Genomic DNA, 12,069 nt, shown 5'->3' on the forward strand with positions numbered 1-12,069 from the left:
AAATATATTTTAAAAAATTATTAAAAAAATATATGAAATTACATATTTAGGTAAAATTAGTGGTATAGAAAGAGAATTGATAAAATTATTAAACATTTTTGATATCTAGCTCAAAAGCCGGATTAACCTTCTATTCTGTCAGTGGAAATACTAAATTTTGCTAATTTGGGTTGACAAAGGTGACTCCCCATAGCACAAGAAACCCGTAATTAGCATTTAGCCAATACCATCAAACTTGACAGAATAAGGAAGAAAAAATATGGAGACAGCTATTGAATCAATCCACGCCAGAGAAATTCTCGACTCCCGTGGTCGTCCAACAATTGAAGCGGAAGTCCACCTAGGCAACGGTATAGTTGGACTGGCCCAAGTACCTAGTGGTGCATCTACAGGTAGCTTTGAAGCTCATGAACTTCGGGATGGAGATCAGGGACGCTACGGTGGCAAAGGGGTACTCACAGCAGTCAAAAACGTAGAAGAACAAATTACCCCCACCCTAGTCAAAATTAATGCTCTCAACCAAACCTTAGTTGACAGCAAAATGATCGAAATAGACGGTTCCCCTAACAAAAGCAACCTAGGAGCAAATGCTATCCTTGCGGTCTCCCTAGCAACAGCTAAAGCGGCAGCTAACTCTGTTGGTATGCCATTGTATCGCTATTTAGGTGGCCCACAAGCAAGTCTGCTTCCAGTACCCCTAATGAACGTCATTAACGGCGGTGCTCACGCTGCGAATAACGTAGACATTCAAGAATTTATGATCGTACCTGTGGGTGCACCTTCATTTAAAGAGGCATTGCGCTGGGGTGCAGAAGTCTTCGCTACCCTAAGTGGAGTTCTCAAAGACAAAGGTTTACTAGGTGGAGTAGGAGACGAAGGTGGTTATGCTCCCAACTTAGGTTCAAACCAAGAAGCATTAGATATATTAATTGCAGCGATTGAGAAAGCTGGTTACAAACCAGGAGAACAAGTAGCTCTTGCCCTAGATGTAGCAGCTAGCGAATTTTACAAAGATGGTAACTATATTTACGACGGCGCAACTCATTCTCCCACTGAATTGATTGATTATTTAGCTAGTTTAGTAGATCGATATCCCATTGTCTCCATAGAAGATGGCCTACATGAAGACGACTGGGACAGTTGGGTACAGCTCACCCAAAAATTAAGTAGCAAAATTCAATTAGTGGGAGATGACTTATTTGTTACCAACCCTTCTCGTTTACAAAAAGGCATTGATATGGGTGCTGGTAACTCAATTTTAATTAAACTTAACCAGATCGGTTCCCTGACTGAAACTCTAGAAACTATTGACTTAGCAACTCGTAATGGTTTCCGTTCAGTTATCAGTCACCGCTCGGGAGAAACAGAAGATACAACTATTGCTGACTTGGCAGTAGGAACACGGGCAGGTCAAATCAAAACAGGTTCTCTCTGTCGTAGCGAACGAGTAGCTAAGTATAATCGACTGTTACGGATCGAGGACGAGTTAGGCGATCGTGCAGTTTATGCAGGTGCAGTAGGTTTAGGACCAAAAGGCCGAAATTAGGTTAGTGGTCTAATACCATCAAAAACTAAGCAACAACAGGAAAACTATCAGGGATAGAAACTCAAATGTGGTAATACCAGAGTTTCTTCCCATTTATCAGCAATTAAGCCAAAAGTTGACTGTTGACGATAGTTACTTTCTCAATTAAACTTGATACTGTTAAACTTGTTAAATCCTTAAATCAGGAAAGTTTTTGATGAAAAATCAAACTAAAGTTTCATTCATTGCCACAGGTACAATAGGCTGTCCAATCATATTCAAACTACTTGAAAAAGGCAACCAGACGAAAGTAGATGAAAGAGATAAAAAAGCAAGAAAACCAGCGTTCGCAACAGGCGTAAGTAGCGTAATCTAGAAAGTATGATATTTTATATATATTATATATATAATAGAAGGCGAAAATTAAGCTAAATTAATGCAATGCTTGAAATAACTAAAAAAACTATCAACATGAAGTCCTTTGTCATATTAAAATAGGGACAATTAGCTATGAAAAAGTTATATGTTGACAACCTGCTTGCCTTATGCTCTCTTTTCAGCAAAGTATTGAATACTCAATACAATTAAAATCTGATCTAACAAGATAGCATTCAGCAAGTAAAGCTAGGTAAAAAAAAATTGAAATACCAGTCAATATATTACTAGCACAAGAAGATCGCCAATAGCAATCATTCGCAAGCAAGTCCCAGGGGAGATAGTAGGTATGAGGGTTTTTAACTGTTGTCTATAATCTGGTATTATCTATAATAATCTCTGATTATCTATATTTGATTTTATGCTACTAGGATTCAAAACTGAACTGCACCCAAATAACCAACAAAAAACCTTACTAGCTAAACACGCAGGTGTGGCTCGCCATGCTTGGAATTGGGGATTATGGCTAACTAGAAACATTCTTAATCACAATTCCAATAATCCTGTATTCGGAAAGATACATTGCATAAACTAACAACCTATTTGGCTAAAAACCACAACCCACCCCCATCCCCTCCCGGGAGGGGAGCTAGAGGGGTGGGTGAAGACCTTAATGTATCAGGAATGATAGCAAATCACAGGCTAGCTAAGGCCGTTACTGATATGGGTTTTTATGAGTTTCGTAGACAGTTAGAGTACAAGTGTGAGTTATATGGTTCTGAGTTAATCATCGTTGATAGATGGTTTCCTAGTTCTAAAACTTGCAGTAGGTGTGGAACTGTTAAAAAGTCTCTGTTTTTATTAGAGCGCGTAATCAAATTGCAGTGTTCGCAATTTCAGTTGCGATTGCTCCGCAATGCTAGCGCAAACGAGATTTGAATGCAGCGCTAAATTTAGCTATGGCGGTCAGTGAGAGCTACGCTCCGCGTTCCGCGTTTCGCGCTAGCGTTGTGCAGCAAACGACCGTGACAGCTTGCAGACTGGATAACGCCGACGTTGCCAGGTTGAAGCAGGAATAGAACAGATTATCAGCACGAAAATCATAGGTTTATGTAGATAATCGTAGGTTTCTAAGAACGGAGAAATAGTTTAACTAGCTAGCTATAAATTTTGAGGATTCATTTATCAGCTAAAATCACTCGCGCTTAATACCAGGACTATATTGTTCTTCATTAGTTAGTGGTACTACTGGTAGCGACGGGGATTTAATAGTAGAAAGCAGCTAACGGCGAACAAAACCCTAAAGTTTAATACCACTAAGGAAAGCAATATATTAGTAATAGTAACTGATAGTGAATCAAAAATTGTGAAAATATTAGTTATTGTATTTAAAGACGAAAAATCATGCTACAGAAGATACCCACAATCCTCTGTGAAAGAGGAAGATGTAGCAAGTATTTGAATCTTTATAACTTGTAGTGGGTAGATATACCGCAGATTACTAAGACTGTGGAACAAAAAAATGAGAACCCACTGCTAGTGTAAAAAAGTATGCTAGTACTCTTCAAAACAATGCCAAAGCTAGTCTCCCAAAAAATCAGTTTTGGCTAGGTTTGACTGACTTCAGTAGAGTAAGTAAAGCATTAAAAATTTTGAGGGAGAGTTTAATTTAGCAAAAGCTCGATAGCACCTCAAACGTTAACTAGCTATGTGTAATTAACAGGACACGAGCTAGAAACTTAATATGAAAATAGTAAATCAGACAAAATATAGTGTAGTTAGGAATAAAAACAATGAATCAAGCAGTAAAAAGTAAAGACAACGAGAGTTTTGACGCAATAAAAGAAGCTCATACTCTGTCTGGTGATGCAGAAAAGCTCCAAACATACTACGACAAATGGGCGGTTGCATATGACAGTGATGTCTCCAATGAACAGTATATAGGGCCAGAATACATAGTCAACTTCTTGACAACACTAAAAAGCGATAATGGGTTGAAAACAGTAGACTCAAGTGATCGTCAGATAAAAATTTTAGATACAGGATGTGGTACTGGTTTAGTAGGTATTGTCCTCAAGCAAAAAGGTTATCAGAATATAGATGGAGCTGATTTGTCTGAAAGAATGGTAGAACAAGCTCGCTCGACAGGTGTTTATAATTTTTTGGAAAGTGGAATAGACCTCACGAAAAAAAATGAAGCTTATGAGAACAACCAATATGATGCGACAGTTTGTTGTGGCGTGTTCACTTTAGGTCATGTACCACCAACTGCTTTGTCAGAACTAATCCGCATTACCAAACCAGGAGGATGGGTAGTAGTAAGTACTCGCAAGAGCTATTATGATAGCACTAACTTCCAAGCAGTTTGCGACTGCTACCAACAGGAAGGTAAAGTTAAATTGGTCAACCATGTTAAAGATAGTCCATATATTGCCGAAGAAGGGGCGCATTATTGGGCTTTTGCAGTTTGTTAATTGACAAGCTGCTGTGAGCGAAGAGTGAAAGCTACCCAAGAAAAAGCTAACTACATAGCTTTAGCGATCACGTGCAGCCAGTTTTACCTAGGATGTTGATTCTGATAATTTTTCCACCCCGAAAAGTTATGCAGCACTACTCCTGTTTCTCTCTATGAACAGGAGGTTGTTAAAAGTTTCGCTCGGGTACTGTTTTTGAATTAGTCTTAGTACTTTTAAGATAGCCCTTATTACTTCCATAATAGGGCAAAAGAGTCAAACAGGAAACCTGATAGAATCAACTCCCTAGGTTTTACCAAAACCTTAACTATTTTCTAGCAATAGAGGAAAGCAAAAATTAGCTAACTCTATGGTTTTTATTGTGGCAATTCAGACGTAAAATTGAACTATATAGGTAAATAAAATTGATTCTATGAAAAGTCTGCCAATTATCTCCTTATCAGAATTAGAAAAAGCTAGCCCTCAAGAAATCAAAAAATTGTACGATGTTTGCTACGAACATGGTTTTTTCTATCTTAAAGAACATGGAGTTTCCTCAGAAATAATCAATCGAACTATTGAGGCATCCCGGAATTTTTTTGAACTACCTGAAGATGTTAAATTAAACTACCGTCAAGATATCCAAAAAGTTTATCCCAAAACTTGCAGGGGTTACGTTCCTTTGTATGGAGAATTTCTGAATAAAGAAATTGGGTTTGACCCCAAACAAGTTTTCGATTTAGGTATAGAAAGACCTCTATCTGAGGAACCTTTTACCGGTCCGACAGTTATACCTGATGATAGTGTAGCTCCAGGTTTTGCTAGTTCTCATTATCAGCTACAAAAAGAAATAATGACAAAGGTAACTCCTAAATTATTAAAAGGATTAGCCTTAGCTTTAGGATTAGAAGCAAATTTCTTCGATCGATATTTTACAGAACCGACATTAATCCAGCGCACGATTTATTATCCTGCGGGGATGGGAAAAGCAGGAAAACACACTGATAATGGCATATTTACAGTTTTAATTCAAGAATATTTTCCCCAGCCTTCTTTGAGAGTTCATACTAAAGAAGAATGGATAGATGCTCCCTGCGTAGAAGACGCTTTTGTGATTAATTTAGGGGATCTTTTGCAAATGTGGACAAAAGGTTTATTTGTCAGTACGCCCCATGAAGTATTTCATAGTAATTCTGATGCAACTCGAATATCAATTCCCTTCTTTGTTTATCCTAATATTGATACAATAATTGAGCCATTTGGTACTACTGAAAAAATTAGTTCTAAAGAAGTAATGTTGAAGAATTTTGTGTCAATTTGGGAAACCCATGAAGGGGCAGGTAGGGCGAAAGAATTAGTTTAATTATAGATAGATAAAAATTATTGAGTTTCCACAAATTAAGCTTTAATATACCAATCCTGTTTGAGTAGTGTAAAATATTTCATTACCTACTATAAATTGGATTACCTTCAAAATAATTATGGTTTGCTGAAAAAGTCCTTTTTAAGGAGTAGGGGCAGTAATTTTTTTGCCCGACTAATGCCCAAAATGCTGACTTTTTGAGCATGAATAGCTGAAAAATAGGCACTTTTTCAATATCTAAAAAGGCACTTACCTTGATCTGTAAATGCTTTGAGATTTAATCAGCAGAGGAATAATTAATGAGAATAAATGAATGATTAATGAGTACATTGGGATAGCCAATTACTATGACAATTTATTGACAAGTGGATACTTTGACTTTGATGCCCTTAGTAATACGTTGTACAACTTACTTGGTGCTAGAAGAAAAGTCTTAGATATTGGTGTAGGAACTGGATTACTGACTGAAAAAATGCTTTCTTTGGCAAACTATAAGATTATTGGTGTTGATTTTTCTCCCCGAATGTTAGAAATTGCTAAGAATAGATTAGCAAATTTAAATGTTAGGTTGATTTGTCAAGATATTATAAAATTTGAAATTGAGGAAAAGTTTGAAGCTATAGTTTCAACTGGAGGTGTTATTTGTATATTGGAAGAAGATGGAGAATATAGAATTTCTAGCCACATAATCGATCCAGAAAAAAATCAGCAGTTGCTGGCAAAGTTACACAGTCAGTTAGACGAGGGTGGATTATTAGCATTGGGAATTCAGGGAGGTCATACCAACTATAAAAAGGAAATTAAAGATGATATTTTTTATGAGCAGAAAATCAAGAAGGAGGGAAATTATCTTGATAAATGGTATGTGTTTTCTCAAGCTAGTGGGGAAATTCTCAGCGAGCAATTTTGCCGTTTTTATGTTTTTGATGGGGGAAAGACAACTCAAGCGCTGATTGATGCTGGATTTAATCAAGGATATCAGATTATTGATAGCAAGTTTTTAGTCAGCTACAAATAATTATAGTAATTATAAGACAATTAATGAAAGCTGTTATTCTAAAAGGGTATGGAGAAATGGAAAAACTGGAATATGCCCAAGTACCAAAACCCATTCCTCAGCCGGGAAAAGTCTTAATTAAATTAGTTGCTTCTTCTATTTTACCGAAAAATTGCGGTTTAAAGCCTCCCCTTTGAAGGGAATAATAAATAAAAAGATTCCTTTGAGTCAATCCTCTCCTTGAAAAGAAGAGGTAATTATTAATTATTAATTGTTGAAAACTACCTTTCTGAGATTGAGCGTAAAGCCGAAAAATGAATTGACTTATTTAACAAATAATCTTAAAGTAAGTGAGAAAAAATTTGAGATGAAAAACAAAGCTACAGTTGCTTATATTGGAACAGGTCATATGGGACGACCTATGATTTTTAAACTCTTAGAATTAGGGTATCCTGTGCAAGTTTATGATAAATATCCAGAAGCAGCTAAAACAGTAATTGAAGCTGGAGCAGTTTGGTGTAATAGTCCCCAAGAAGTGGCTCAGAATGCTGATATTTTGATCACTAATCTACCTTTACCCCATCATGTTACAGAAAATATATTAGGGGAAAATGGGGCTTTGAATGGAATGAAAACTGGATCGACTTGGATTGATTTTTCAACCACAGATTATCATAATACCAAGTATATTGCTGGGGAAGCTAAGAAAAAAGGTGTTTATAGTCTAGAAGCTCCTGTGAGTAATTTATCCCACATGGGGGTAGATTTTGGTAACATGAGTTTTTATGTTAGTGGAGATAAAGAGGGGTTTGACGCTAGTCAGGAAGTTTTGAATGATGTAGGCAAAATATCCTTTTTCGTGATGAGTAAAATTGGTGAAGCACAAGCTGTGAAGCTTTTGACTAATTTACTGTGTTATACTGCTATAGTTGTTTTGGGGGAAGTGCTGATCATTGCTAAAACCTGTGGTATTCCCTTAGATTGGATGTGGCAGTTTATGAAAGCATCCCAAGCTAATAGTTTTGCAGCAGAACAAATATCTCCATTTATCTTTGATGGCAGTTACGACAATTCCTGTAGTTTAGAAATTGCAGCTAAGGATAGTGATTTAACTGTGAAATTAGCTGAAGAATTCAATGTTCCTTTACCTCTAGGGAGAATTATTGAGGCTAGATATCGGCAAGCTGGAGAGACATATAAATTTTCTGATAACTACATCATTGTAACTAAATTAGTTGAAGATGAGAATAACATTGATTTGAGAATACCAGGATTTACAGCACCTTCCCCCTATGGTTTAAATCGGAACTATGTTTATTCTAATGAGTTTGTTAAAGATGATTTTGGTCGGATAAAACCTCATCCCTATCAATTCAACTATGATAGACCTCAGCAGAAATTACAAGAACCCTTAGAAGAAATTGCTCAAACTCTAACAGAGTTAATGGCATATATCAATTACCTTATTTTACAGGAGGCTTATAAATTAGGTCAGAATATAGGATTAAGTCAAGACTTATTAGTTGATGTTATTCGCTGGGGTTGTGGAAGTAGTTGGGTGTCTGACAATGAAAATTCCTATCAACCTAGTGATAGAATAGTTGCCAAATTTAAAGACTATAACTTCGATCAAAAAGTCAATATTCCCACAATTAATAAGATAATTGCTGTGTTAGAAGAATGAGATAAGCAAGACAAAATTAAGAGATTTTAAACTAAAGTAAACTAAGAAGGATATTAAAAAATGAAAAAAATATTAGCTTTGTGGGCAGTACCACGCTCAACTTCCACTGCATTTGAGCGTATGATGCGGGAAAGAGGAGATTTTTTCGTAGATGACGAACCTTTTGGAAAATCTTTTTACTACTCTGAAGAACGTTGTAATACTACTCGTTATCCAGATATAGAACCAGATCCCCAATACAATTTTAGTTGTATTTTGGAAAGATTAAAGCAAGAAAATGAAAAGCAGCCAGTTTTTATTAAAGATATGAGTTACCAGGTTGCACCTGTAGCTAATCAAGAGTTTTTGTCTAATTTTAATAATAGTTTTCTGATTAGACATCCAGAAAAAATGTTGCCATCTCTTTTTAACAATTGGTCTGATTTTACCTTAGAAGAAACTGGATATGCTCAACTATATAAGCTGTTTGAAATGGCTGAAGAAATTAGTGGAAAACTTCCAGTAGTAATTGATTCGGATGATTTAGTAAAGAAACCTAAAGCAACTGTTAAAGCCTATTGTGATGTTATAGGTATACCATTTATTGAAAAAGCTTTAGAGTGGAAAACTGAGCCTCAACCTGCAATCAATCAATGGGAAGGGGGATGGCATAATTATGTATTATCTAGTCAAGGATTTAAAGAAAGAGAAAAAAAGGATTATGTAAAGATTGAAGATAGCGAACACCTTAAGAAAGCCTATGAATTTTGTTTACCTTACTACCAAAAACTTTACGAAAATCGACTGCGGATTGAATAACAATTTTTTGTTCTGCATACTAAGTAGTCGGTTCTCCCTGTCTATTATTACAGCAGTTTTCGAGTTAATGAGGTACAAAATTTTAGGATTTTAAGGAATAGGCAATAGAAGATTAGGGCGTTGCTGAGTATAATTACTTGATCGGGACTCAGCAGTTATAAAGGAGCTTTTTCCGGACTTTAAACAACACTAATCTTTAATATCAAATCCGGGGGAATTGGACATAAAAAAAATCTTCAATCCTCATAACTACTACATCTTTGTAATTCTCTCTACTCCTGTACGTCGCCAATCCGACGGCTCCCCTACCTGACTCCTATAAATTTAAAGACTATAATTTTGATAAAAAAGTTAAGACTCCCACTATCAATAAAATAATTTATCTGTTAGAAAAATGAGAGAAATAAAGAGATTTCATACATGGTAAGCATTCAACTATTAGCAATCAGCTATCATATCTTTTATAAGTCAAGCAAATCTTTTAACTTGTCGTACATTTTCAAGGCATAAATTGAAGTAAAAAAACGAGGGTTTGAGTTATCAACCCATACATTGTTTGGCAGGAAATTTTAGATATTTCCTGAAAGCTAATAGCTAATAGCTAACCGCTGAATGCTTATAGGAAAAGTTAATTTAAAAGTTTACTTCACTATCCTAAAAAGTTTTGTCATGAGCGAGCATCTTCAAAAACTTTATTAAATCTTACTAACTATATTAATAATTATTAAAACAGAAGCTAAAAAAAATCTGAAAATATCCCAAATTTGCTTTAACCTCCATTTATATTATCAAATAGATAAACATTATTTATTTTATAGATAAATAAATTATTGATTGACTGAAAGTAAGTTTTGTCAGAAGCGTGGCGGAAGCGATCGCTACTGATGCGTTTTTTGAAAATCTTTCCACGGGAGTCGATCTCAATACTAGAGACTTGAAGTTATGAAAGAATGGTTTTTACCAACATTAGCAGCAATTTTTTGTTGGGGAGGTTGGGCTTTCTTGCCTAGGTTTTCTGCTCAGTACATTAGTAGCAGGAGTGCTATTGTATATCAGGGTTTAGGAGGAGCGATCATTGCTTTACTAATTTTTTACAATCTAAGCGATCGGCTGGAAATTCATCCCAAAGGTAGTCTTTTGGCAATTTTTGCCGGAATGCTCAACTTTTTGGGGGTGCTATTTTATATCAAAGCTGTTTCCAAAGGCTCAGTTGGAATTGTTTCTACCCTATCAGCTCTTTATCCCTTGGTAGTTATTGCTCTGGGGTTAATTGTCTTCGGTGAAACTTTGACCCTAAAACAGCTAATTGGAGTTGTTTTTGCACTTACAGCGATCGCTCTAATTGCTACATAAATAGGTTTCACCTCAACATCGGAGGTTCCTAAAATCAGCAAGGTTTAGATTAGTCTTAAATTATACCTGACTATTCTCAAAAATTCTGTAAAATTAGCTTCTTAGGCTTATAGTTGGTGAGGAATATGAGTCAAGCAAAATTTCTTCAAAATCGCATAGCAATAGTAACAGGTGGTACATCTGGTATCGGTAAAGCTATTGCTATTGCTTTAGCTCAAAGTGGAGCTAATGTAGCAGTCGGTTCTCGTTCTGCTACCACGAGTTCATGCCGGGGTGAAATTGAGTCACAAGGTGTTAAAGCTCTAGTAATGAATCTGGATGTATCCTCAACTGACTCAGTCCAGGCTTTTTATGATACTACAATAAAAGCATTTGACAAAGTTGATATTCTTGTCAATGCTGCTGGAATCGCTTATGAGCATCAAATGTGCAATCATCCTGATGAAGAGTGGTATAAGGTCATTGATATTAATCTCAATGGTATCTATCGCACTACTAAGCTATGTTTTCCAGGAATGATAAAACGGAAATGGGGTCGTATTATTAATATTGCCTCGACTTCTGCTTCAGTAGGTGCTCCGCTTCACGCTGCCTACTGTACTTCTAAAGCAGCAATTCTTGGACTGACTCGCTGTGTCGCTTTGGAAGGCGCACCTTATGGAGTATCTTGTAACTCAATTAGTCCAGGGTGGGTAGAAACTAAATTAGCTGAAGGGATGATCGGACGACTTGCTAAAATTGAAGGTCGAACTGCTGCTGAATACTTAGAGGAAATCAAGCATAGCTATCCTCAGAAGAGAATTATACAACCACAAGAAGTTGGCAAACTAGCAGCTTTCCTTTGTCGTGATGAGGCATTGGGTATTACAATGGAGGATATAACAATATCAGCAGGTTCCCTGTGGTGAAAAAAAATTGGATTGATAGCAACGTTGAAGTATTTGTCAGTTGGAAAACAGGTGATGGAAATTGGTTTTTCCCTTGTGGCGATCGCTCTAATTGCTACATGAATCATGGTAAACTTCTAGTGATAATCAAATCTGGCATTATGGATAACACTGCGGGCGACTTCCACTGCACTTGACTGTATGATCCAGGAATGAAGAGTTCTATATATTTTTTTTAATCACCTCAGGACTTACCCAAAGACAATATATATAGCATATAGCACCTACTAATTTAGCGATCGCCTCAAGATTTCAGGAATCAGGCAAAAATGCGGTATAATGCATAACAAATTTGGGGATTTCTGAGGCTTTCGCTCCGCTTTTCATGTCGCGTAGCGTAACCGAAATGTTAGTCGATTTTTAATCAGATAGCCTCAATTTACTAACTAAATCCCCAATCTTGAAAAAGTTAAATAACTGTCATTTTTAGAGCTGATTTGTAAACTTAGCTAAAACCTTTATGTAATCTAACTCTCAGAAATTTAGGTATTATTGGGCTATAACTCCTAAAACCCTTGTATTGCAAAGAATTAAATCTCTTAATATTTGCTTTATAAATCAGCTCTTATGGTTG

13 protein-coding genes are annotated in these 12,069 nt (G+C 36.2%); all 13 read left to right on the top strand.

The window, feature by feature from the left end:
* Positions 1 to 259: 259 nt before the first annotated feature.
* The gene (gene eno, locus F6K18_RS16230; protein ID WP_287522219.1) at positions 260 to 1,546 is read left to right on the top strand and encodes a phosphopyruvate hydratase; all 1,287 of its coding nucleotides are present in this window, start codon (positions 260 to 262) and stop codon (positions 1,544 to 1,546) included.
* A gap of 196 nt (positions 1,547 to 1,742) precedes the next feature.
* Entirely contained in the window at positions 1,743 to 1,901 is a 159-nt protein-coding gene (locus F6K18_RS16235; RefSeq protein WP_287522220.1) for a hypothetical protein, read from the top strand.
* 420 nt (positions 1,902 to 2,321) lie between these two features.
* Entirely contained in the window at positions 2,322 to 2,495 is a 174-nt protein-coding gene (locus F6K18_RS16240; protein ID WP_287522221.1) for a helix-turn-helix domain-containing protein, read from the top strand.
* Positions 2,483 to 2,839 (top strand): zinc ribbon domain-containing protein, encoded by a 357-nt coding sequence (locus tag F6K18_RS16245; protein ID WP_287522222.1) that lies wholly within the window; start codon positions 2,483 to 2,485, stop codon positions 2,837 to 2,839. The genes F6K18_RS16240 and F6K18_RS16245 overlap by 13 nt, the downstream gene beginning before the upstream one ends.
* Positions 2,840 to 3,693: 854 nt before the next feature.
* On the top strand, positions 3,694 to 4,374 hold the full coding sequence (locus F6K18_RS16250; protein WP_287522223.1) for a class I SAM-dependent methyltransferase: 681 nt from the start codon (positions 3,694 to 3,696) through the stop codon (positions 4,372 to 4,374).
* Between the two features lie 412 nt (positions 4,375 to 4,786).
* Entirely contained in the window at positions 4,787 to 5,716 is a 930-nt protein-coding gene (locus F6K18_RS16255) for a 2-oxoglutarate and iron-dependent oxygenase domain-containing protein (protein ID WP_287522224.1), read from the top strand.
* Positions 5,717 to 6,029: 313 nt separating this feature from the next.
* Positions 6,030 to 6,734, top strand: coding sequence for a class I SAM-dependent methyltransferase (locus F6K18_RS16260; RefSeq protein WP_287522225.1), 705 nt, complete (start codon positions 6,030 to 6,032; stop codon positions 6,732 to 6,734).
* Positions 6,735 to 6,757: 23 nt separating this feature from the next.
* Positions 6,758 to 6,910, top strand: a complete 153-nt coding sequence (locus F6K18_RS16265) for a hypothetical protein (protein ID WP_287522226.1) — start codon at positions 6,758 to 6,760, stop codon at positions 6,908 to 6,910.
* 122 nt (positions 6,911 to 7,032) lie between these two features.
* Entirely contained in the window at positions 7,033 to 8,397 is a 1,365-nt protein-coding gene (locus F6K18_RS16270) for an NAD(P)-dependent oxidoreductase (RefSeq protein WP_287522227.1), read from the top strand.
* 60 nt (positions 8,398 to 8,457) lie between these two features.
* On the top strand, positions 8,458 to 9,195 hold the full coding sequence (locus F6K18_RS16275; RefSeq protein ID WP_287522228.1) for a sulfotransferase family protein: 738 nt from the start codon (positions 8,458 to 8,460) through the stop codon (positions 9,193 to 9,195).
* Positions 9,196 to 10,137: 942 nt separating this feature from the next.
* Positions 10,138 to 10,548: a DMT family transporter gene (locus F6K18_RS16280; RefSeq protein ID WP_287522229.1), complete on the top strand. Its 411-nt coding sequence runs from the start codon at positions 10,138 to 10,140 to the stop codon at positions 10,546 to 10,548.
* Positions 10,549 to 10,673: 125 nt separating this feature from the next.
* Positions 10,674 to 11,456 (top strand): SDR family oxidoreductase, encoded by a 783-nt coding sequence (locus F6K18_RS16285; RefSeq protein ID WP_287522230.1) that lies wholly within the window; start codon positions 10,674 to 10,676, stop codon positions 11,454 to 11,456.
* The gene (locus tag F6K18_RS16290; protein WP_287522231.1) at positions 11,450 to 11,632 is read left to right on the top strand and encodes a hypothetical protein; all 183 of its coding nucleotides are present in this window, start codon (positions 11,450 to 11,452) and stop codon (positions 11,630 to 11,632) included. The genes F6K18_RS16285 and F6K18_RS16290 overlap by 7 nt, the downstream gene beginning before the upstream one ends.
* Positions 11,633 to 12,069 lie beyond the last annotated feature (437 nt).

It is taken from the genome of Okeania sp. SIO2C2, from assembly GCF_010692625.1.
GTDB classification, from domain to species: Bacteria; Cyanobacteriota; Cyanobacteriia; order Cyanobacteriales; family Microcoleaceae; genus Okeania; species Okeania hirsuta.

What these genes read in the sequence shown, in the direction of transcription:
- F6K18_RS16285 (WP_287522230.1), top strand. Translation starts at nt 10,674, where the DNA reads ATGAGTCAAGCAAAATTTCTTCAAAATCGCATAGCAATAGTAACAGGT.
- F6K18_RS16265 (WP_287522226.1), top strand. Translation starts at nt 6,758, where the DNA reads ATGAAAGCTGTTATTCTAAAAGGGTATGGAGAAATGGAAAAACTGGAA.
- eno (WP_287522219.1), top strand. Translation starts at nt 260, where the DNA reads ATGGAGACAGCTATTGAATCAATCCACGCCAGAGAAATTCTCGACTCC.
- F6K18_RS16235 (WP_287522220.1), top strand. Translation starts at nt 1,743, where the DNA reads ATGAAAAATCAAACTAAAGTTTCATTCATTGCCACAGGTACAATAGGC.
- F6K18_RS16250 (WP_287522223.1), top strand. Translation starts at nt 3,694, where the DNA reads ATGAATCAAGCAGTAAAAAGTAAAGACAACGAGAGTTTTGACGCAATA.
- F6K18_RS16280 (WP_287522229.1), top strand. Translation starts at nt 10,138, where the DNA reads ATGAAAGAATGGTTTTTACCAACATTAGCAGCAATTTTTTGTTGGGGA.
- F6K18_RS16255 (WP_287522224.1), top strand. Translation starts at nt 4,787, where the DNA reads ATGAAAAGTCTGCCAATTATCTCCTTATCAGAATTAGAAAAAGCTAGC.
- F6K18_RS16260 (WP_287522225.1), top strand. Translation starts at nt 6,030, where the DNA reads ATGATTAATGAGTACATTGGGATAGCCAATTACTATGACAATTTATTG.
- F6K18_RS16240 (WP_287522221.1), top strand. Translation starts at nt 2,322, where the DNA reads ATGCTACTAGGATTCAAAACTGAACTGCACCCAAATAACCAACAAAAA.
- F6K18_RS16275 (WP_287522228.1), top strand. Translation starts at nt 8,458, where the DNA reads ATGAAAAAAATATTAGCTTTGTGGGCAGTACCACGCTCAACTTCCACT.